Source organism: Sphingobacterium sp. UBA7625, assembly GCF_002484085.1.
Lineage (GTDB): Bacteria > Bacteroidota > Bacteroidia > Sphingobacteriales > Sphingobacteriaceae > Sphingobacterium > Sphingobacterium athyrii.
Genome location: NZ_DLJD01000038.1, coordinates 1 through 21935 on the forward strand (window position 1 = coordinate 1; position 21935 = coordinate 21935).

The window sequence follows — 21935 nt, forward strand, 5'->3', positions numbered from 1 at the left end:
TCTTTTTGAGACAGCCTCTTTTGTTTAAAGAGATTAGGATTCGAAAGAAGGGCGGGCCGGGTTCGATCCGTCGGAGGCTCAGGGATGTGTACGGGAACTGTGGGGCTGAGCCAATCCCAGCGCGATCACAGCTTTATACGCAAAAATATCCCAGAGTACCCAAGCTTTTGGGATTCTGACAAATCACTCTCCAAATCTCTAGGGGTCTTTGGATATCCATTTGTTATGTTACTGGATAGAGAAAGAAAGTTGCTCTATCAAGGCGCACTAGACAGTAAAGCATTGAGTGACATCTTATTAAATCTACAATAACAAAAATCAAAGAAGTTTAAACTGAAATATGAGAATTGCAATATTTGGGGCCCACAAAGTTGGCAAAACAACATTGGCAGAAGAGCTTCTGGAAAATCTTTCGAGATATACGCTTGAACAAGAACCATATTATCAACTGGAACTTTCAGGCTATGAATTTTTAGAAACCCCCACTCCGGAGGATTTCTTTGAACAATTTAACTGTTCTGCCAAACTGATTTTAGAAAGCGGAGACGATGTAATCTTTGACCGATGTGTCATTGACATCTTAGCTTATCTTCATGTTCTTGATCCAGATAGAAATATTCAACAGCTCTATCAGACCGTTCAGGAACTTATTTCAGAAATTGATCTTTTTGTGTTTGTTCCTATTGAAGAGCCGGATCTAATACCGAGCCATCAGATAGAGTTGTCAAAAATTAGAAAACAGGTTGATCATGTAATCCGTAACTGGATTGCCGATTTTGGAATATCAGTGATTGAAGTAAGTGGCATTTTACCCAATCGAAGAGATCAGGTAATTGCTAGAATCTCACCATAGCATAAGAACTATTGCTGATCAGCGATTTCAATTTTTGCGTGTCTGTTATAAAAGTTTAAGTGCAGTTCTTTAAGACAGAAGCAAAATAATTAAGTAAACGAAAGAGAGATTAAAAACCCCTGATTTCATGGATATTAAATCCGCTTAGGTTGCCGTATCTTTGATATATTAGACAAAACATAAACAGATGCGCACCTCTTTCACTCTCCTTTTGACATTAATATGTGCTTTCACTTATGCACAAACTAAGCCAATAATCAACAATTTGCCATACCCCGATTTAATTCCGGTCTTGGTAAACGATAGTCTATATGGTTACTGTGACAATCTTCTGGACATAAAACTGCCTCCTGTTTACGAAAGCGCAGAACTATTTGAAGAAGATTTTAATTTCCAGATCTTCCATGTCAACAAACCGGAAATTATAAAATATGGATCAGCTGAATATGCGTGGGTCCAACGTAATGGTGAGCGGTACCGCATCAACAAACATGGCGATCCAGTTTACAAGTACGATGCCGCAGATTTTAAAACTGGAGAAACACTCATTCAGCTTTTTAAAAATTCTACATCACATACGATAAATAAAGTGGACGATACTACCCTATTTCAACAAATAAAGAACAATCAAACGGGTCAAATCGCATTCCCTGATGATCAGTCCATGGCTGACTTTAAAGAAAAAAATAAAATGTTTATCGACGAAGGGATTCGATTGATTTATTATCCTAAATTCACAGAAATACCATGCACCTATTTTTCCAACGAACAAACGCTACTCCAGGGCATAAAAAATAAGGAAACAGGTGAAATTCTGATCAAAGCAAAGTATGCTTCCATCGAAGAATACTATAATAATCCCTTACGGGTACATCAATATCCGTTGTTTGTTGCTTATCGTGGGGATCTCAATAAATACATATATGTGGGACTCAACGGAACCGAATATGTACTGTATTCAGCTCAAATAGAAACCCATTAGATTTATTCCCTGAGCGAAAAACCCATCTGTACATGTTGCCCGCCTTCCATCGCCTGATGCGCGCCATGTTTGACGACATTTTCAACAAAAGGAATAAACAAAAAAGGTGGTACCTGCAGTTGCTCCATCTGTTCCTCAATGCACAGGCTGCTTGTGGGATCTGCTTCCGCTTTTTTGCTCGGCAAGAAATGAATGCCCATTGCCAGGATCAATAAACAATGTCGAATCCAACGATATTTTTTATCGACAACAGCACAGCATTTATTTTGTTAACTTTAGCCATTATTGATGGAAATCAACCAGTCAATACGGACGACATTCAGAGAAATTAAGATGGAAAAGCTGCTATCCGAAATGAACAGATACTTCCCGCTCAGTGAGCAGACGATGGCAGCGTTGAGAAAGATCTGTCAACCTAAAAGCTTTAAGAAAAATGAGCTGATCCTACGCGCTGGCGATTATGCAAAATATTATTACTTCGTAAACACCGGGTTATTAGGCTATTATAAATTAGACACAGCAGGTAATATTATTTACAAATTATTTTTTGAAGAAAACAGCTTTTGTGCATCTACAGCAGCTATCATTGAAGAAAAACCAAGTAATTTCAATATTGTTGCCCTTGAAGATGTGCTGTTGATACAATATTCAGCAAGGCTTTTCCGTGAACTGGTGATACAACACCATGATTTAGCACTCTTCCAAATCGCCTATCTCGAAAAAAACTGGGTAGTAAAAAAAGAGCCGCTTGAAATCAATCTGAAATGGGAATCTGCTAAAGAACGTTACCTTGAGCTCTACAGCAATCAATCTCTCTTTAAACGCCTCAAACAACACCATATCGCTTCATACCTAGGTGTGACCCCTACCCAGCTAAGTCGTATTCGTAAAGAATTAAAACAATAATTCCATCAACATTTGTACATGTTTTTAAACAATATCCTTGAGAATTTTGCAGTATAACAATAAATTCTTAAGCAATGAAAATAGGAATCACCTTTCTTTTATTGGCACTCTACTTCTCTGTTAGTGCCCAACACAACATCCATCGGAAAGTCTACAGTGCCAAAATGCATAAAAATGTAGATGTGATCATCGTAACGCCTGATATCCAAAAAGGTGTACGTTATAAAACCGTGTATATCTTACATGGTTACAGTGGTAATCCCACGAGAACAATTGAACAGGATATTCCTAATTTATCTCAAAAAGCAATTGAATTCCAAACGATTTATATTATCCCGGACGGAAATTATAACTCATGGTATGTAGATAGTCCCTTGGATGCACAACTGCAGTACAGTACCTTTATCGGAGATGAGCTGATCCGTTATATCGATCTGAACTTTCCCACACAGGAAAATAGAAATGCAAGAGGCTTACTCGGCTGGAGCATGGGGGGATATGGTGCATTGCATATCGGTGTTGCTTATCCCAAGGTCTTTTCCATCATCGGTAGCTCCTGTGGCGCCATTGATTTTAACCGCTTTGGCAAAGGATACCAAGGTTACCAAGTGGACAAAGTACTCGGCGATTTAAAAGACCTATCCCCAAGTTTCCGAATCTATAACAATGTGGATAAAATGATCCATAATGAGCAGCGATATATACTGGATTGTGGCACTGAAGATGTCCAAATGCTGGAAATGAACCGCTCCTTGCATCAACAGCTAACGGACAAAAATATAGAGCATCTGTACATAGAGTCTCCCGGGGGACACGATACCGCTTATTGGAATAAATCGCTAGTCAATCAATTGGTCCTTTTTCAAAATTATTTTGGCCATGAAGGATTATAAATCTATTCTTTACGTCGCCGCGGGGGCCTGCAGCTACGGTTTGCTCGCTACACTGGTCAAATATGCCAATAAGCTGGGGATTCATACAGGCGTATTGACTTTTTTGCAATTCTTGATAGGATTCCTGTTTTTGCTGGGATTCAATTATTTTTCAAAATCAAAAATACAGGAACAAGCAAGCCTTCCCGTAAAATTAAAACTAACTGCCTGGGGAATGTCCCTCGGATTGACGTCAACGCTGTACTACCTCGCCATACAATATATCCCTGTATCTGTGGGAATTATCCTACTCATGCAATCCATTTGGATCAGCTTAATAGTTGAAGCGCTGATCAAAAAACAAATGCCTTCAAAAGCAAAAATAATAGGTGTTGTCACCGTCTTATTGGGAACCGCTCTTTCAACCGATATCTTCTCAGAAACAAAGGCTTTGGACACAAGAGGCCTATTACTCGGTTTTGGGGCCGGCATCAGTTATGCCGTTGCCATTTTTTCATCCAGCAATATCGCCAATCAGCTACCAAGTCCTGTCCGAAGCCTGTTTTTGGTACTCGGCGGGCTCNNCGGGCTCCTCCTGATCATTATTTTCTGGAATATACAAATTGTTCAACAGATGACGCTGAAAGCCTTACCTTGGGGACTGATCATTGCCTTGTTTGGCACTGTTCTTCCACCCCTATTCTTTACCCGGGGTATTCCCAGGACCGGTATCGCTTTGGGAAATATCATTTCCAGCCTGGAGATTCCCATATCTACCATCTCCGCAGTCTTATTACTGCACGAAACTGTCTCAGGGATTCAGTGGACCGGCATAGTGCTCATCCTACTTGCGGTCACCGTTATCAATCTCCGAAAATAATTAAAGGATGCTCCATGTTGTTTTTCAAGATAAGCACATGGAGCATCTTTTTCAGCTCCCGTCGCGCAATGATTTATTAAATTTATAATACTCCCACAAAATCAAACTGCAGACCGGCACCGATGTGGCCAGTAGATGCAAGAACCCAAATAAAGTTGGACTTCCATCTTCCGTGATAAATAGATAAGTAAACAGTAGGATCACCCCAAAAGGCAACAAAGTAAAGGATAGAAACACACAAACGCGATTGCTTCTAAAGCGTGAATTGTTATTCAAAAAGATCCCCAATGTAAGCAGGCAAATGCACAGAACACTAAATGATAACAGCAATTCAGTAAACAAAGGCATATAGCAACGGGCCCGTTTTGCAGATTCATTATTAGCCTGAAGTATCGCCGTCAAGATAAAGGTCGTCAAGACACTGAAACCTGTAATTCTTAAGAAGATATAAGCCAATTGTTTTTTCATACTACGTTCATAACCATTTTATGCATGATTTTGTTCTTTGTCCTTTAGAACAACAAATCGGTACAAAAGATAAACTTTTCCTAAAGGTGCAAACTAATCCAAAATTAAAAAGCAACAACAAACATTCGCAGATATAGAACTCATATTTAACTATTTGCACACAAGATATGTCCTATTCGAACACTTAATACAAATTTTTTATTTTTTTACTAAGATTTCCTCTTCATGCTACGTATCTATCTAAAATTATAAACCATGAGACTAACGGAGGATATCAAGCAACTGATTGTAAAATGCATGCACGACGATTTATCGCCTGTCGAAAAAGATGCTTTGACCTCCTGGCTAGCGGAATCTCCGGCACATCGCAATTATCTTGATGATCTATTGCAAAAAGAAGAACTGATGGTAGATTTGAAGCAATGGATTCTTGTTCAGGAATCTGATACAACAGATTGGACTGAACGTCTCAAAACAAAAACCCTAGCATCGATCCATGCACAGGAGAGCCCCAATCGTTTCCGTAGGATCAGGCGAATTATACCTTTTGCTGCAGTCTTATGTAGTTTTGTTCTCGCTGGTTTGATCTACCGATTTGTTTGGAAACCTTCAGCGCCCAATACCAATAGAATCGTCTTACACGATGTCGAATTACCGAATAACCATGCTGAAATACGACTCTCCAACGGCAAAGTAATCCAACTGGACAATGGAAAAGGCGCATTGGTTACATCTGGCGAACTGAAATATGCCGATGGTACCCTGATTCAATCGACGGATCCAAATACAGATCTGGTCGCCACTGTCAATACACCCGCAGGCAACATGCTCCAAATTACCCTGGCAGATGGATCACAGGTTACGCTCAATGCTAAGACATCATTCAGATACCCATTGCAATTCCCTAAAGACCAACGGCTTGTTGAAGTGAATGGGGAAGCTTATTTTAAAGTCGCCAAAAATAAAAAAGTTCCCTTCCGTGTAAAATCCAATGGCCAATTGATTGAAGTAACGGGTACCGAATTTAACGTCAACACCTATTCAAAACAAAAAAGCAGTACGACACTTGTCGAAGGTTCCATCAATTTATCGGCAAATGGACAGCAAATACAGCTCAAACCCAATCAACAGGCCATCCTCTCAGCAGGACGACTTTCCCAGAAAAGCGTAGACCCGCACAATTACACTGCCTGGATTGACAATAAATTCTATTTCAATGAGACAGACCTCCATACCGCGCTTCAGACAATCGGCCAATGGTATGATCTACAGATTATTTACAAAAACACCATCAAAGAGACCTATTTATACGGGGAAATTCAGCGAACAAAAAGCTTATCCGCCGTATTGGAAATTTTAAAAAGAAGTAATATCCAGTTTGAATTGGTCCAAGAAAATGGTATCCGTAAGCTCCTGATATCCAATTAACCCATTATATAACCATAATTAAATTATACAGATGAAAAAGCCAACTTAACCAAACGGAACGGCGCCACTAAAAAAGCCGAATAATGCTTCCAACATTAATCGGCCAATCTATTAGCGACCCCATTTTTAACCGATTCACCCAATCAGTGTACAAACAGATTATGTCCCTAATTCAACAAATTTATGAATTTTAAATTTCTTGTCCATAGAAAACCTATTGCTATGGACATCCCCAAACAATGGAAGACCAAAATGAAGCTTAGCGCCTTTTTTACGCTTGCATGTGTTGTCAAACTCTCAGCAGCTGGATACGCACAATCGATTACCATAGACGCAAATAAAACATCGCTTATACAAGTGCTGCGAACCATCCAAAAGCAGAGCGGTGTTCCTTTTCTGTTAAACGGTAAAGAACTCGCCGAAATAAAAATCGAAGGGCATGTAAAAAATATGCCCTTAGAAAAGGCTATGTCAGTATTGTTAAAAGACAAACCCATTAGCTGGAGTTTCAAAGACAATATGCTGGTCGTCACGGCAGTGAAAACAAACAGCTCCGCTGTCATTAGTCCAACAAACTATGCCTTTATGTTGCAGACAAGAACCGTTAAGGGAAATGTCCACGACAGTCAAGGACGCGCAATCTCCGGAGCGACTATCAGCATTAAAGGAACAAACAAGGCCACCACCTCAGATATCAGTGGAAATTTCCAGATTGATGTCAATGACCGTAATGCCTCACTTGTCGTTAAAATGATCGGATTCCAGCCACAAGAAATCGCCTTAACTACGCAGATCTATCTCGACATTGCGCTCAGCCAGCAGATTGACGCGTTAGAAGAGGTGGTAATTGTCGGTTACGGAGCAACAAAAAAGAAAGAGCTGATCGGTTCAGTTTCTCAGATAGACGGCAAACAGCTTGCAAAACGTACCGTTCCCCAGCTGGCGCAGGCACTGACTGGGCAGATGCCGGGCGTGACGGTTATCCAACGTTCGGGGCAACCCGGTGCGGCCAACAATAGCATACAGATCAGAGGTGTAGGCTCCTTTGGTGCCACCACCGATGCATTTATATTGGTAGACGGTATTCCGACCAATTCGTTCAATGATATTGACCCCAATGACGTTGCCTCCATCTCTGTCTTAAAAGATGCATCATCGGCAGCAATATATGGTGCCAGAGCAGCCAATGGTGTCATTCTCGTCACTACGAAAACTGGTTCAACAGCCGGAAAACTCGCTGTTAATTATAACGGCTATTTTGGTATTCAAAAACCAACAGCCTTTCCTGAATTTGTCAACTCCTGGGAATATGCCAGCATGCTCAATGAAACCACAACTGGGGGCGGCGGGTATACCGAAGAACAAATCCAGAAATTTAAGGACGGATCCGATCCGGACAATTACCCCAACAGCGACTACATCGGTAGCACATTTAAATCGCAGGCAAGCCAGACCGGACACAACCTAAATATTTCCAATACAACCGAAAAGATACAGTATACCGTATCTGCCGGCTACCTCAATCAGAAAGGTATTGTTATCAAAAACAATTTTGACAAGTACAACGTCCGCCTTAACCTGATTTCAAACCTGAACGATAAACTTAAATTAACAACAAGGGTCTCCGCAATACAGACCAACACCGACGAACCCGCAGCACCGGCAACACTTGACTTTTCGCGAATGACAGATATCATCTCCCAAGTCATCCGCTATCCCGCGACTTTTCCGATCCGTATGAGCAATGGCGACTGGGGAGCCGGAAATAACTTAAAAGGAACACCTGTTTCTTTTCTTGAGAGCGAATCTTTTTACAAAGAGAAAGTGTCTGATCTCTCCGGAAATGCTCGTTTCGACTGGACCCCGATATCCGATTTGACACTATCTGCAATCGGTGGCTATGCGCAGACCAATGGCCGTTCCAAATTGTTTCGCGCTTCACAACGGATCAATAGCGCAATCACCCTCGCTCCTTCTACGCTGAGCCAAAGCGCCCCTTATACGACATATAAGACCTTTCAGGCATTGGCCGATTATACCAAATCATTCAATAACCATTCACTGAAAATCCTTGCAGGATATTCCTTTGAAAAAGGTTATAGTGAAGGACTCACCGCTTTTCGCCAAAACTTCCCGGGCAATGAGCTTACAGAACTAAATATTGGATCGCCAGATGGACAAACTAATTCGGGCACGGCGGAAGAATGGGCATTGGAATCGCTCTTCGGTCGTATTCAGTATAACTACGCAAAAAAATACCTTCTCGAAGGGGTCATCCGATACGATGGTTCATCTCGCTTCCCGACGAGCAAAAGATATGCTATTTTCCCTTCACTCGCGGCGGGATGGCTGATCAGTGAAGAATCGTTTATAAAAGAGAAATTTGACTGGATTACTGAATTGAAATTAAAAGGCTCTTTTGGTGTTTTAGGCAATCAAAATATTGTCGATAATCTTACCTCAAGAGTAGTTTCAAATTATCCTTACCAAAACATCTTAAATACCGGCTATAACTATCCCTTCGGGAATACCATATCGCCCGGGGTAGCACGCACCAAGATTGTAGATCCAAACTTACGCTGGGAATCCACCCGGACCACTGATGCCGGCCTCGAAATCGCATTATTAAAAAATCTATTGACCTTTAGCAGCACCTACTACAATCGTTTTACGTACGATATTTTGGTCAGTCCGGGCTCAAGTGTATCAAAGGTATTGGGTTTTGAAGTGGGTATACAAAATTCAGGTAAACTCAGAAATACAGGCTGGGAGTTTACTTTAGGTCACCAACATAAGATCAATGAGCTCTCCTATAATATCAATCTGAACTTCTCCACGGTTAAAAACAAAGTGGTCGATCTAGGAGTTGGCAATATCAACCAATCCAACGGTATGATTGGTAATGGATCTGATTTGTTTATCGGTTATCCAATACAGACTTATTACGGTTACCAGACCGACGGTTTATTTGTTGATGCGGCTGATGTAACCTCATGGGTCGATCAAAAAAGTATCAATCCACAATCACAGCCCGGCGATATCCGGTACAAGGACATCAGTGGACCTAATGGGGTTCCCGATGGTAAAGTGGATGCAACTTATGACAAGACCGTTATCGGATCCCGTATCCCCAAATATACCTATGGAATGAACCTTGGATTTAATTATAAAGGTTTTGACTTAGGTCTTCTACTCCAAGGTGTCAGTGGCGTGCAGGGTTTATTAAATAATTATGCCGGATTTGCGCTAAATCAAAATGGTAATATCCAACGTTGGCAGGCCGATGGGCGATGGACTACCGCAAATCCAGATCGAAATGCAGTGTATCCACGATTTGAGCAATTACCGAGCACCGGAAGCCCCAATACACAATTATCAGACTATTGGTTGTTGGATGCAAGCTATATCCGTTTGAAAAATGTACAATTGGGCTATGCCATTCCCAAAAGCCTTCTTGCCAAATGGAAATTATCAGGCTTGCGCGTCTACGCGAATGCCGAAAATATATTTACAAGCAGCAGTTATAGAAAAGGCTGGGATCCAGAAATCAATTCAAGCGGCGCATACTACCCGATTATGCGCAATTTCACATTCGGTGTAAATCTTAGTTTTTAAATCTTTCAACAACCATAACATGAAACATATAACCTATAAAAATATAAAACTGGCCCTTTGTATATTTTTTGCTTCCAGTCTAACCTTAAGCTGCAAAAAACAATTGGATACAAACCCACTGGACAAATTCGCCAATGATACTTTCTGGAGCAGTGAAACAAATACACGCCTTGCAATAACAGGTCTCTACAAAGGTGAGATCCAGATGAATGGTCTTGCCGAATTCAGTCCCACAGACTGGTGGTCTTATCATGGTCTGCTTTACATGGAGTTTGCCTCTGACAATGCCTATGACCGTCGTGGGGATAATTCTGCCTTCAATAAATTATCAGATGGCACACTCACCAGTAATATCGGCATTTTGTCTGACTATTGGGGACTCTCCTACAAACGGATTGCCCGTGCAAATTTCTTCTTGGAAAATGTCGACAAAACGCCTGTTTCAGCTGAAATGCTGGCCCGTTTTAAGGCTGAAGCACGTTTTATTCGTGCCTGTCAGTACTTCTACCTATCACAGTACTGGGGGGATGCCCCTTTGGTGACTAAAACATTGACACCTGACGAAGCCAATCATGTCTCGAAAAATAAAAAACAGGAATTGGTTGCCTTTGTCGAACGTGAACTGCAAGAAGCTGCAAATGATCTTCCAAGCTACGGCAAATTACCTGCAGCAGAACGGGGCCGTGCCACGAAACAGGCCGCTTATGCATTTTTGGGGCGTTTACAACTGGCTGAAAAATCTTATGCCGCGGCGATTAAGACCTATGAGAATATCATAAATGCCAACGAAAATAGTATTGACCCCAACTATGCAAGCCTTTTTAACGGCAGCAACGAGTCCAGCAAAGAAATTATTTTTGCCACACAATACCTCGTAGATTTGGCGGGAAATGGTATGTTCCAACATAACTTCCCGGCAATCGCCGGCGGTTGGCATCTGCACTGTCCATTGGGAAGCTTAGTAGAGAGCTATTCCTTCTCGGATGGTACAGCGTTTTCCTATACGGATCCTCGATATAATGCGCAGAACATCACTCAAAATCGGGATCCGAGACTGGGCTTTACAGTCATCAGCAATGGAGACCGTTTCAAGAACCTTCGTTATATTTCACATCCGGATTCAACCTTGTCCATTGACCAGCTCACAACAACCAAGCAAGCGACACGCACGGGCTATGGCCTCCGTAAATTTAACGATGAAAATTTTAGCGGCAACTTACAGAACTCCGGAACTGATCTCCCCATTATCCGTTATGCTGAAGTCCTATTGAGCTACCTGGAGGCCAAACTTGAAAATGGTGATCCTCTAACGGCCGAACTTTTGGATAAAACCATCAATACTGTAAGACGGCGCAGCAGTGTCAATATGCCGCCAATCAGTGTTGCTAGTGTCGCTACAGTTCGCTCCGCATTACGGAATGAAAGACGGGTGGAATTAGCTTTAGAGGGCATTCGCTATTGGGATCTCCTGCGCTGGGATACCGCAAAAGATGTCTTAAATGGTGATTTCTACGGCGCACCATATCCCGATGCCAAAAATATCCGCGTAAAGTCCGGCGGCATCAGAGACAGCTATAGCCGTTGGTATGTAACAAAAAAATCCTTTAGAGCCGGTCAGGACAACCATTGGCCGATTCCGCAAAATGAAATTGATATCAATCCAAATTTAAAATAGTATATTGGGATCTGTCATTTTTATGATGGATCCCTATCAACGTATTTGCACAATATGAAAAAGACCTTATTTCTTCCAATTCTTCTTTCCTCAAGTCTGGCGATAACCCTGCCCATGACCTTACTAGCCCAAAAAATGAGTAAACCAAATGTCATCTATATCTATGCGGATGATCTTGGTTTTGGTGATTTGAGCAGCTATGGTGCCAAACAGATTGAAACGCCCCACTTGGACAAATTGGCGCAAAGCGGCACACGCTTTACCAATGCACATAGTACTTCGGCGACCTGTACTCCCTCCCGCTTTGCGTTGATGACAGGGACCTATCCCTGGCGTCAGGATGGAACCGGGATTCTGCCCGGTGATGCCAAACTGATTGTTCCGACAGACAAAATTACACTGCCCAAAGTCTTTAAAAATGCAGGTTATGCAACAGCAATTGTCGGTAAATGGCACATGGGACTTGGGAGCGAAGTCAAAAAAGATTGGAATGCAGCCATCAAACCCGGCCCTAACGATGTCGGTTTTGATTATTCTTTTATCTTTCCAGCAACAGCAGATCGCGTTCCGACCGTATTCTTAGAAAATGATCAGGTTGTTGCGGCCGAAGCAAATGACCCTATCCTGGTCGATTATGAGAAAAAAATAGGGAATGATCCTACCGGAAAAGAACACCCAGAGTTACTCAAAATGCAATCCTCCCCCGGTCAAGGCCACAACCAGACGATTGTCAACGGCATCGGACGAATTGGCTACATGAGCGGCGGTACACGTGCTCGCTGGGTAGACGAAGAAGTTTCCACAACCTTTCTACATAAAGCACAGGACTTTATTTCACAACATCAGAATAAACCTTTTTTCCTGTACTTCTGTTTGACAGAGCCCCATGTGCCCCGTATGCCAGCCACACAGTTTAGAGGCAAAAGCAAGCTCGGTTACCGCGGTGATGCCATTCTCCAATTGGATTGGACGGTCGGACAGATCCAACAGCAATTACAGCTACTGGGCATGGACAAAAACACCATTATTATCTTTAGCAGCGACAATGGCCCTGTATTGGATGATGGCTACGTGGACGGTGCCGTGGCGCAGCTCAATGGACATCAGCCGGCAGGACCGCTCAGAGGCGGTAAATATAGCATCTTTGAAGGCGGCACACGTGTTCCTTTTATCGTCAGTGGACAGGGCGTGGCAAAAGGCAAGGTGTCCAATGCACTGATCAGTCAAATGGATCTGCTGGCGACAAGTGCACAACTTGTAGGCGTAAGATTAAAAGCTGACGAAGCAAAAGACAGCAAGGCTTTATTAAAAACCTTAACCGGTGAAGACCCCAAAGGACGCAGCACCATGGTTCAGCATGCCCAAACCCTTGCCATTGTCAAGGACGACTGGAAATATATTGCGCCAAGTAAAGGTACCCCCTATATGAAATTGACGGATACCGAAACCGGAAATCTCCCCGAAGACCAATTGTATGACCTTAAAAATGATATTGGTGAGAAAAACAATGTCGCAGCTAAATATCCCGAAAAAGTGACCGAGTTAAAACAGTTATTGGAAGGAGAACGGAAAAAATGAAAAAGCAAATAGGTCTTGCTCTTTTCTTATTGGGCTGGGGCGCACTTTTTGCGCAACAAAAGCAAGTGCAGACAAAACTGCCCAATATCATCTTTTTCTATGCGGATGACCTAGGCTACGCCGAGACGGAACCCTATGGCCAACAGTTGATCAAAACACCTCACCTACGGAAACTCGCACAGGAAGGACTTCGTTTTATCAATCATTACACCAGTACACCGGTTTGTGCCCCGGCACGCTGTATGTTGTTGACCGGAAAACACGGAGGACAGTCCTATATCCGGGGAAATTATGAATTAGGTGGATTTGCCGATAGCCTGGAGGCTGGACAAATGCCTCTACCCGAAGGAACCTATACCATGGCGCATCTATTTAAAAAAGCAGGTTACCATACCGGAGCTATCGGAAAATGGGGGCTCGGCATGCAAAATACTACTGGAAGCCCAAACAAACAGGGATTTGATTACTTCTTTGGCTACTTGGACCAGAAGCAGGCCCACAATTACTACCCAAGCCATCTTTGGGAAAACGAGCAAAAATACCCGCTTCAGAACAAAGAAAAATTCGTGCATATTCCGCTCGACTCGACCAAAGCAACCGCTAAAGATTTCGGACAATTCAGCGGCAAACAATATGCTCCGGAAATCATGACGGAAAAAGCGATGGCATTTATTGACAAGAACCGAAACAATCCGTTCTTCCTCTATCTTCCGTACACACTCCCCCATCTTTCCCTTCAGGTACCCCAAGAATACGTAGATCGGTATAAGAATCTTTTTCATGATCGCCCGTATTATGGACAGAATGGTTATACCGCAACACCGTACCCAAGAGCCACCTATGCCGGTATGATTACTTACCTGGATGATCAGGTAGGCCTGATCATGAAACATATCCAATCGTTGGGTCTAGATGATAATACCATTATCCTATTCTCCAGTGATAATGGCACAGGCTTCAATGGCGGTATTGACTATCGTTTTTTTAAGAGTGTCGATTCACTCAGAGGATTAAAAATGGATGTCTTTGAAGGCGGAATTAAAGTTCCTCTGATCGTCCGTTGGCCCAAGAAAATTAAAGCAAATACCGAAACGGATCTTATCTCCGCGCAATATGATCTGATGGCAACCTTTGCCCAGCTGATCCAACAGGATCCCGGCAATACCAATGGCTTATCCCTGCTGCCTACCTGGCTGGGACAAAACAACCAGAAAAAACATGCATACCTATATTTTGAATATCCTGAAAAAGGTGGTCAGGTAGCCATACGTGAAGGACAATGGAAGGCCGTCAAACTGGACCTGAAAAACAATCCCAAGGCAAAATGGCAATTGTACAATCTAAAAACAGATCCTTGGGAACAAGAAAATATTGCTGAAAACCACCCCGAACTGCTCGATCATTTTGATCAGATTGTCAAACAGGAACATCACCCTGCCCATATCAAAGAATGGGAAATTATAGACAGTAAATTGGTTAAAAAATAAATTTTACCAAACCCTATTTGTCAACGGTTAAAAAACTTGGGTTGTTGGTTTGAAACCATAACAACCCAAGTTTTTTTATGTAACTTCGTTGTTAACATCAGAAACGGGAAACTGACGCGTAATATTCTATTGAAAAACAATAAACACCGTAACATTTGTCATCATGTCCAACTTGGGGCAATAAAAGAAAACTATTGATAACCAAACATGCTTCAATTAGAGTCGCATATTAACGCATTAAAAGAGGGACAGGAAAGCGCATTATGCTTTTTTATGGATCATTTTGGTCATCCCTTACGTTATTTTGCCTTTTCCTACCTACGAAGCAAAACTGATGCTGAAGAGATTGTATCTGATGTATTTGTCAAACTGTGGCATCACCGCCAGAAGGTGGAAAACTATGAAAGCCTCAAAGCATTTCTGTATATCGCCACAAAGAACGCCTGTATTGATATGAAAAGATCGGCCAGATTTAAAATGCATACTGAAGAATTGGATATACTGCAAAACCTATCCGTTCCGGAAGACGATATTCTAAAAAAAATATTCAGAACAGAACTGACTGAGTTGTTACTGGCTGAAATCAATAAGCTACCAAAACAGCAAGCTAAAATATGTAAATTGAGCTTTTTGGAAGGCCTGGAGACCGAAGAAATCTGCAAAGCACTGGACACTACGCCGTCAAACATCTATTATGCCCGTTCCAAAGCACTACTCGCCTTAAAAGAACGTTTCAAATCTAAGAATTTTGAATACCTGCTCCTGATTTCAATGTCTATTTTACATACCCTCAAAAACTAAGTAGATCGCTTATCTATAGAATCCAATACCATTAAGGGAAAAAAAACACACTAAAAGAAGACAAGCGCTTGTAAAACAACGATTTACTTTAAAATAAAAAAAGCTTAGCATCCGGTCGGGCGACCTGCTAAGCTTTTATAAATACCTCTTTGTAAGAGGCAATCAACCTAAACCTATGACAAAGATAGTGCTTCCAATGATATAAACAAAAATTTTGTAATATTTTTTTTCAACTCCCATAAATTTGTTTTGGCATGGCTGTCACAAAAGGATTAGTAAGTGTACATTATACACACAATCTTTTTGCTATTTCTAATAAGCCCTTATTTATCATACCCTATTAATGCAGTTTCTATTACAGTATTTATCTTGGTCATGAATTATGTTTACGATAGATTATTCTGTCATCCATGCGTCTATTTTGTCCACAAAAACAATGTTTCCTTTGATTATTTAGTAACTTTGATTCAATCAAAATTTTATTGCATGTTTACCGGAATCATAGAAACCTTAGGAAAAATCGAACGTATCGAACATGAAAAAAGCAACATCCACTTTTATGTCAGCTCCCCGATCTCCAATGAATTTAAAATAGATCAGAGTGTAAGCCACAATGGTGTATGCCTAACGGTCGTCGGATTGGATGATCAGGTACACAAGGTAACAGCGATTGATGAAACCTTACAAAAAACCAATCTGGCACAGTTGAAAACCGGAGATTTGGTTAACATTGAACGATGTACTTTAGCTGGCGGAAGATTTGACGGACATATCGTCCAGGGGCACGTCGATCAGACCGCGACCTGTATCAACAAGACAGATGAAAATGGTAGTTTTATTTTTACTTTTCAATACGATCCCAACAAACAGAATATCACGGTAGAGAAAGGCTCCATCACCGTTAATGGTATCAGTTTGACTGTGGTCGATTCCCGTGATGATCGATTTTCTGTGGCGATCATTCCCTACACCCTCGAACACACCAATCTTCAAGAGGTTGAAGTAGGCTCGACAGTCAATATCGAATTTGATATTATTGGAAAATACGTCACAAAAATTATGGCGATGCGCGGCTAATTCAGCCCGAGCAATACTTACATGGATTAATATCAAATAATGGATAAGTCCATGTAAGTATCTGATATGCATCAAGATAATTGAGAAGAACCGTGAAAAATTTTGCTAGCGCCCTTATTAGCGGTCCAAAATAGGGTTTTACTCCAGATAATGTCCCTGACGGATAAGTAGTGCACGATATTTATTAAAGACGCTGGATTTGGATACAAAGCCCATATATTTGTTTTCATCCCCAAGCACAGGTAATATCCATGTGTCGTCCTTGTTCATCTTAGCCATGACAATTTCCATATTCTCATTGATCCCAACGGTATCATTTGGCTTCTGAGCCAATTTTTCAAATGGAGTATCCCCCCCTTCTACCTCTCCTAGCAGAACAGAAAACAGAAACTCACTATAGAGAAGCCCAATAAATTTACCTTCATGGCTCACCACGGGAAAAATATTGCGTTTGCTATGGATGATATCTGTCTGTCGGCTTTTAGGTGTCTCATCAGGACGTAAAATCACAAAATTTGTTTCCAGAACATATTTAATCCGCATCATGCTCAGCACAGAGCGGTCCTTGTCTTCGTAAGAAATTAAGTCGCCCGATTCAGCCAATACTTTTGTATAGATCGAGTGTTTTAATACGGCGCGGTGNNAGATAAGAAATGGAACAGACCAGCATCAAGGGAACCATCAGTGTATAACCGCCCGTTACTTCTGCGATCAGGAAGATACCCGTTAACGGTGCATGCATAATACCGCTCAGCGCGCCCGCCATGCCAGCAACCACAAAATTCGGCACATTTAATTCCGCAATTCCGGTCAGATTTATACCGTACGAAAAGGCAAAACCCAAGAGGCCACCCATCACCAGGCTCGGCCCGAACACACCACCGTTTCCACCGCCGTTCAATGTAAATAATGCGGCAAAAGATTTTCCAAATAAGGTCAGAACAGTATAGCCCAGCACGACTAATCCCATGTCTTTATAATCAGAAAACAGGCTGTTTTTTACAATCGAGTTAAATTGTCCATTGAGAATCTGCTGAATCGTGATATAGCCTTCACCATAAAGGGCCGGAAAGACAAAAATCATAAGCCCCAAGGATATTCCGCTTACCCAAACTTTATTGTACGGATTTTTTATTCTTGAAAACCATTTTCCTACCGTACTGGAGACACGTGCAAAATAAATCGTATACAAGCCGATCAATACCGCCAATAACAAATAAAACAGCAACGCTGAGATCTGCCAGTCCGAATTGAATGTACTGAACAAAGGTTCACTGTACAGGAGCCGCGATACGACCGAAGCAAGCGCCGAAGAAATCAAAAGTGGAATAAAAACCGGAATGGAGAATTCGGGAAGCAATATTTCTATCGCAAAGATCATTCCCGCCAAGGGACTGTTAAACGCTCCCGAAATTCCCGCCGCCGCCCCACAGGCCAAAAGCATGGTGACCTCTTTATATTGCAGGCCAAAAAAGCGGGCAATATTGGAACCAATTGACGAACCACCTAAAGCAACCGGAGCTTCCAATCCACAAGATCCTCCAAAACCTACCGTAATTGCCGAAGTGACAACCTGTGAATAGATATTGCTTGGATCCAATCGGCTACCCTTGCGGCTGATGGCATAGATAATAGGTGTAATACCATGTTCCATCTTCTTGCCCTTCAAAAATTTCCGGACAAAAAACACGCTCAGTAATATCCCGATTAATGGGAAAATCAAATAAACGGAATACTTAACCTTCCAATCAATGTCATCCTGAATTGTCGCCGCAATAAAATGCGTTAGTCTTTTTAAAACAGACGCCATCAGACCACCAACAATACCAACTAAAAAAGCTAAGAGAATAATAAAGTTCCGGTTCGAAACTTTTTTCATCCGCCATTGATTGATCTGATCTATCTTCTTAAAAAAACGTACACTGAGATTTGCCATGTCTTCTTATTGAAAGCTCAACACTTCCTTTTTCTTTTTTGTTTTGAATTTATCGGGTACCACTGCTAATATTTCTTTTTCCAATGCCTGGATTGCATGCCGTTTAACATAATTCTGAGTCGTGACCAAAGATATTTCCCGCACAGGCTCCGGTGATTTGAAATACCGGATCTTATCCAGCTGCTCGTCCACGTAATCCGAAATTGAAAGCTCAGGCAATATTGTTATACCATCATTGATATCCACCATTCTTTTGAGGGTTTCCACGCTGCCGGTATTATATTCAAAACGTCCGGAGAGATCCTGATTATGTTTATGATGACAGATATTGAGCACCTGCCCACGCATACAATGTCCTTCATTGAGCAGCCAGAGCTTGTCATCAGCAATATCATCACCACTTAACACTTTTTTTGAAAACAAGGGACTATTTTCAGAGATATAAGCGACAAAATTTTCATAAAATAAAGGCGATTCTAATATGCCCGGATCATTTAACGGTGTCGAAAGCACACCACAATCCAAAAGACCAACTTTCAGTTCATGAACTATTCGTTCGGTTGTATATTCCCAGATCTGCAATTGTAGCTTAGGATACTTTTCCATAAAAGTTGCCAGTACTTTGGGCAGCAGATATGGCGCAATTGTCGGAATAACCCCAACTTTTAACGTCCCCTCGATCTCGCCCTTTTTATCCTGTACAATCTCATTGATTTTCCGGCTCTCGGTCAAGACCAATCTAGCCTGGAGAATAATTTTCTCCCCAATTTCAGTAGGCACGACAGGCTGGCGGCTCCGGTCAAAGATTTTGGCTCCCAACGATTCCTCCAGTTTCTGGATCTGCATACTTAATGTCGGTTGTGTCACAAAACACTTTTCAGCTGCAGCGACAAAACTACGATAAGTATCAACAGCAATGATATATTCCAATTGGATTAAGGTCATGTTAAAATCTTTAAAAGCGCAAAATTACGAATACTCCTGTAAAACGATGGCAAATACACCATATTTTAAGGCTTGACCATTGCCCGCGCTATCATATAATACAATAAATACCTTGCCAAAAAGCTGTAATTGTCCTGTAATTATGACAATAGTTGACAGAAAAGTCGAATCATCAAAAAGCTTTTCTTAAATTTGGAGATTTACAACAGTTGACATTTAAGAATCCTATGAAGTTTAGACATCATACTACAATTGCATTGGCACTATTGTTATCCGCTACAAATGTCCCGCTTGGTAAAGCAAATCCAGACGAAGGGATGTATCCGCTGAGTGACCTGAATAGAGCCGGATTAAAAAAAGCCGGACTAAAGATCAGTGAAAAGGACATTTACAATCCCGGTCAAGTTGGATTGGTGGACGCTTTGGTTCAGGTCAGCGGATGTACTGGATCTTTCGTTTCCAATCGCGGCTTGATCATTACCAATCATCACTGTGCGTTTTCAGCCGTTCAATTGGCCAGTACTGCCATCAACAATTATCTTAAAAATGGTTTTGTGGCACAAAATCAGGAACAGGAGATTGAAGCAAAAGGATTAAAAATAAGAATTACAGATTCATACGAAGATGTATCGGCCAAAATATTAAATGCTGTAGCTAATATCAGCGATCCAGTCGAACGCATCAATACGATCAAAAGAAAACAAGAAGAACTTGTTAAACAGGCCGAAAAGGAAGATCCAACGATCAAAGCCGAAGTCTCCGAAATGTTCATCGGCAAGAGCTACGTGCTGTTTCGCTACAAAACGATCGAAGATGTTCGTCTAGTGTATATTCCACGTCAAAATATTGGTGAGTTTGGAGGTGAGACCGACAACTGGGTATGGCCACGCCATACGGGCGACTATTCTTTCCTTCGAGCCTACGTTAGTAAAGATGGAAAATCAGCACCCTTTTCGAAAGATAATGTGCCTTACCAGCCAAAAAAACACCTGAAAGTCAATCCAAATGGCGTGAAAGAAAATGATTTCACCTTTATCTTGGGTTATCCGGGCAAAACATTCCGACACCGTCCCGCACAGTATATCAAATACCAACAAGATTATTTATTACCCTATGTTTCTAATCTGTACGATTTCCAGAATAGGCAAATGGAAGAAGCAGGTAAAGACAATACGGATATCGCACTCTCTCTGGCAACACGGATCAAACGTAACGCCAATGTGCTCAAAAATTACCGCGGTAAGCTAAAAGGGCTACGTGGTATAGACCTTCTCTCAACCAAAAAGCAAGAAGATGAGGCGCTAGCCGCATTTATTTTAAGCAAACCGGAACTTAAAGATAAGTATGGCAATCTGTTGAACGATATCGCTGCCTACTACCAGGTCAGTGATCAAGATGCGTTGAAAGAGCTCTGGATTAACAATATTTACAATAGCACCAGTTTACTGAAAGTCGCCCGGGATCTGAATACCTTAAAAGTTGCAATGCGTAAAGAGCGATCTCCACAAATGGCCAAGCAGTTGTTTGATTACAATGTTGAACAGCTTAAAAAGAGCATCCAGGAAACTTATGAAAGCTACAACAAACAGGCTGACGAACGTATTTTTGGGAAAATGCTTGCCGACGCTGCTGCTTTTCAGGGTAAAAATCAGATTATGGCAGTTCAAAAACTTCAATTGAATAACGAATCAGCCAATAACTTTGCGACACAAATCATCAATGGCAGTAAATTAGCTGATCAAAACTATATTTTAAATACAGTTTTGGCCAATGCAAACGCCTTACAGCAATTTGATGATAAGCTGCTGGCTTTTCAAAATGAACTGAATAACGATATTGTCATCTTCGCTGCTGAACAGGAAAGACGTGAAGGTGTCCTCAACAAACTGATGGGTGACTATGTTGCTGTAAAGGAAATCTTTCAGGCCAAAAACTTCGTTCCGGATGCCAATTCCACCCTGCGTTTAACCTATGGGCACATCAAGGGATATGCTCCTGCAGATGCCACCTATATGAAACCTTTCACGACCATTGAAGGAATTATTCAAAAAGGAAACCTCGGTCTGCCCGAATTTGACTATCCGCAGGAAATCAAGACCGCTTATCTCAATAAAAACTTCGGTCCGTACCTCAAGAAAGACTTAGGATCGGTTCCTGTCAATATACTGTATGATATGGATACCACGGGCGGTAACTCCGGCTCCCCCATCATGAACGCAAATGGTGAGTTGATAGGTGTAAACTTTGACCGTGCTTACGATGCCACAATCAACGATTTTGCTTGGAATGAAAGCTATAGCCGATCCATTGGTGTGGATATCCGTTATGTGCTCTGGGTAGCTGACAAAATTGATAATGCAAATTTTATCTTAAAGGAAATGGGTATATAACCATACCCCCCTCACCGCAAAGTACCTCACAATAAAAAAGCA

18 protein-coding genes are annotated in these 21935 nt (G+C 41.6%); 13 read left to right on the forward strand and 5 right to left on the reverse strand.

The window, feature by feature from the left end; translation table 11 throughout:
- Window positions 1-340: 340 nt before the first annotated feature.
- Window positions 341-853, forward strand: a complete 513-nt coding sequence (locus tag B4G94_RS16390) for an AAA family ATPase (protein ID WP_286860173.1) — start codon at window positions 341-343, stop codon at window positions 851-853.
- Between the two features lie 187 nt (window positions 854-1040).
- Window positions 1041-1835, forward strand: coding sequence for a hypothetical protein (locus B4G94_RS16395; protein ID WP_286860175.1), 795 nt, complete (start codon window positions 1041-1043; stop codon window positions 1833-1835).
- Between the two features lie 2 nt (window positions 1836-1837).
- Here the strand turns inward: B4G94_RS16395 and B4G94_RS16400 are convergent, their stop codons facing one another.
- Window positions 1838-2035 (reverse strand): hypothetical protein, encoded by a 198-nt coding sequence (locus B4G94_RS16400; RefSeq protein WP_286860177.1) that lies wholly within the window; start codon window positions 2033-2035, stop codon window positions 1838-1840.
- Window positions 2036-2123: 88 nt separating this feature from the next.
- Between B4G94_RS16400 and B4G94_RS16405 the strand changes: the two genes are divergently transcribed.
- The 3 genes from B4G94_RS16405 (at window position 2124) to B4G94_RS16415 (ending at window position 4493) form a co-directional block, all read left to right on the forward strand.
- Window positions 2124-2741 (forward strand): Crp/Fnr family transcriptional regulator, encoded by a 618-nt coding sequence (locus B4G94_RS16405; protein ID WP_286860179.1) that lies wholly within the window; start codon window positions 2124-2126, stop codon window positions 2739-2741.
- A gap of 74 nt (window positions 2742-2815) precedes the next feature.
- The gene (locus B4G94_RS16410) at window positions 2816-3634 is read left to right on the forward strand and encodes an alpha/beta hydrolase (RefSeq protein WP_286860180.1); all 819 of its coding nucleotides are present in this window, start codon (window positions 2816-2818) and stop codon (window positions 3632-3634) included.
- Window positions 3621-4493: an EamA family transporter gene (locus B4G94_RS16415; RefSeq protein ID WP_286860182.1), complete on the forward strand. Its 873-nt coding sequence runs from the start codon at window positions 3621-3623 to the stop codon at window positions 4491-4493. Before B4G94_RS16410 ends, B4G94_RS16415 begins: the two co-directional genes overlap by 14 nt.
- Before the next feature lie 51 nt (window positions 4494-4544).
- On the opposite strand, the gene B4G94_RS16420 is transcribed toward B4G94_RS16415, so the two are convergent.
- The gene (locus tag B4G94_RS16420) at window positions 4545-4961 is read right to left on the reverse strand and encodes a hypothetical protein (protein ID WP_108633269.1); all 417 of its coding nucleotides are present in this window, start codon (window positions 4959-4961) and stop codon (window positions 4545-4547) included.
- A 255-nt stretch (window positions 4962-5216) separates the two neighbouring features.
- On the opposite strand from B4G94_RS16420, the gene B4G94_RS16425 reads away from it, so the two are divergent.
- From B4G94_RS16425 to B4G94_RS16455, 7 genes are all read left to right on the forward strand, one after another.
- A complete protein-coding gene (locus B4G94_RS16425) occupies window positions 5217-6389 on the forward strand; it encodes a FecR family protein (RefSeq protein ID WP_286860183.1) in 1173 nt (390 codons plus the stop codon).
- A gap of 183 nt (window positions 6390-6572) precedes the next feature.
- Window positions 6573-10004 carry a SusC/RagA family TonB-linked outer membrane protein gene (locus B4G94_RS16430; protein ID WP_286860185.1) on the forward strand — a complete coding sequence of 1144 codons (3432 nt, stop codon included), beginning with the start codon at window positions 6573-6575 and terminating at the stop codon, window positions 10002-10004.
- A 19-nt stretch (window positions 10005-10023) separates the two neighbouring features.
- Window positions 10024-11679 carry a RagB/SusD family nutrient uptake outer membrane protein gene (locus B4G94_RS16435; protein ID WP_286860187.1) on the forward strand — a complete coding sequence of 552 codons (1656 nt, stop codon included), beginning with the start codon at window positions 10024-10026 and terminating at the stop codon, window positions 11677-11679.
- 54 nt (window positions 11680-11733) lie between these two features.
- Entirely contained in the window at window positions 11734-13257 is a 1524-nt protein-coding gene (locus B4G94_RS16440; protein ID WP_108633264.1) for a sulfatase-like hydrolase/transferase, read from the forward strand.
- On the forward strand, window positions 13254-14744 hold the full coding sequence (locus B4G94_RS16445; RefSeq protein ID WP_286860188.1) for an arylsulfatase: 1491 nt from the start codon (window positions 13254-13256) through the stop codon (window positions 14742-14744). Before B4G94_RS16440 ends, B4G94_RS16445 begins: the two co-directional genes overlap by 4 nt.
- Before the next feature lie 207 nt (window positions 14745-14951).
- A complete protein-coding gene (locus B4G94_RS16450; RefSeq protein WP_108633262.1) occupies window positions 14952-15545 on the forward strand; it encodes an RNA polymerase sigma factor in 594 nt (197 codons plus the stop codon).
- Between the two features lie 486 nt (window positions 15546-16031).
- Window positions 16032-16622 carry a riboflavin synthase gene (locus tag B4G94_RS16455; RefSeq protein WP_286860190.1) on the forward strand — a complete coding sequence of 197 codons (591 nt, stop codon included), beginning with the start codon at window positions 16032-16034 and terminating at the stop codon, window positions 16620-16622.
- 138 nt (window positions 16623-16760) lie between these two features.
- Here B4G94_RS16455 and B4G94_RS16460 read toward each other — a convergent pair whose 3' ends face one another.
- The 3 genes from B4G94_RS16460 to B4G94_RS16470 form a co-directional block, all read right to left on the reverse strand.
- Entirely contained in the window at window positions 16761-17225 is a 465-nt protein-coding gene (locus tag B4G94_RS16460; protein ID WP_286860192.1) for a CBS domain-containing protein, read from the reverse strand.
- Window positions 17218-18558: a chloride channel protein gene (locus B4G94_RS16465; RefSeq protein ID WP_286860193.1), complete on the reverse strand. Its 1341-nt coding sequence runs from the start codon at window positions 18556-18558 to the stop codon at window positions 17218-17220. Before B4G94_RS16465 ends, B4G94_RS16460 begins: the two co-directional genes overlap by 8 nt.
- A gap of 6 nt (window positions 18559-18564) precedes the next feature.
- Entirely contained in the window at window positions 18565-19503 is a 939-nt protein-coding gene (locus tag B4G94_RS16470) for a hydrogen peroxide-inducible genes activator (RefSeq protein ID WP_108633259.1), read from the reverse strand.
- A gap of 227 nt (window positions 19504-19730) precedes the next feature.
- Here B4G94_RS16470 and B4G94_RS16475 point away from each other — a divergent pair, with 227 nt between their 5' ends.
- Window positions 19731-21893 (forward strand): S46 family peptidase, encoded by a 2163-nt coding sequence (locus B4G94_RS16475; RefSeq protein WP_286860194.1) that lies wholly within the window; start codon window positions 19731-19733, stop codon window positions 21891-21893.
- Window positions 21894-21935: the final 42 nt, after the last annotated feature.

Excerpts from the sequence above, each read along its gene's own strand:
- B4G94_RS16390 (WP_286860173.1), top strand. The coding sequence starts at position 341 with ATGAGAATTGCAATATTTGGGGCCCACAAAGTTGGCAAAACAACATTG.
- B4G94_RS16395 (WP_286860175.1), top strand. The coding sequence starts at position 1,041 with ATGCGCACCTCTTTCACTCTCCTTTTGACATTAATATGTGCTTTCACT.
- B4G94_RS16400 (WP_286860177.1), bottom strand. The coding sequence starts at position 2,035 with ATGGGCATTCATTTCTTGCCGAGCAAAAAAGCGGAAGCAGATCCCACA.
- B4G94_RS16405 (WP_286860179.1), top strand. The coding sequence starts at position 2,124 with ATGGAAATCAACCAGTCAATACGGACGACATTCAGAGAAATTAAGATG.
- B4G94_RS16410 (WP_286860180.1), top strand. The coding sequence starts at position 2,816 with ATGAAAATAGGAATCACCTTTCTTTTATTGGCACTCTACTTCTCTGTT.
- B4G94_RS16420 (WP_108633269.1), bottom strand. The coding sequence starts at position 4,961 with ATGAAAAAACAATTGGCTTATATCTTCTTAAGAATTACAGGTTTCAGT.
- B4G94_RS16425 (WP_286860183.1), top strand. The coding sequence starts at position 5,217 with ATGAGACTAACGGAGGATATCAAGCAACTGATTGTAAAATGCATGCAC.
- B4G94_RS16430 (WP_286860185.1), top strand. The coding sequence starts at position 6,573 with ATGAATTTTAAATTTCTTGTCCATAGAAAACCTATTGCTATGGACATC.
- B4G94_RS16435 (WP_286860187.1), top strand. The coding sequence starts at position 10,024 with ATGAAACATATAACCTATAAAAATATAAAACTGGCCCTTTGTATATTT.
- B4G94_RS16440 (WP_108633264.1), top strand. The coding sequence starts at position 11,734 with ATGAAAAAGACCTTATTTCTTCCAATTCTTCTTTCCTCAAGTCTGGCG.
- B4G94_RS16445 (WP_286860188.1), top strand. The coding sequence starts at position 13,254 with ATGAAAAAGCAAATAGGTCTTGCTCTTTTCTTATTGGGCTGGGGCGCA.
- B4G94_RS16450 (WP_108633262.1), top strand. The coding sequence starts at position 14,952 with ATGCTTCAATTAGAGTCGCATATTAACGCATTAAAAGAGGGACAGGAA.
- B4G94_RS16455 (WP_286860190.1), top strand. The coding sequence starts at position 16,032 with ATGTTTACCGGAATCATAGAAACCTTAGGAAAAATCGAACGTATCGAA.
- B4G94_RS16470 (WP_108633259.1), bottom strand. The coding sequence starts at position 19,503 with ATGACCTTAATCCAATTGGAATATATCATTGCTGTTGATACTTATCGT.
- B4G94_RS16475 (WP_286860194.1), top strand. The coding sequence starts at position 19,731 with ATGAAGTTTAGACATCATACTACAATTGCATTGGCACTATTGTTATCC.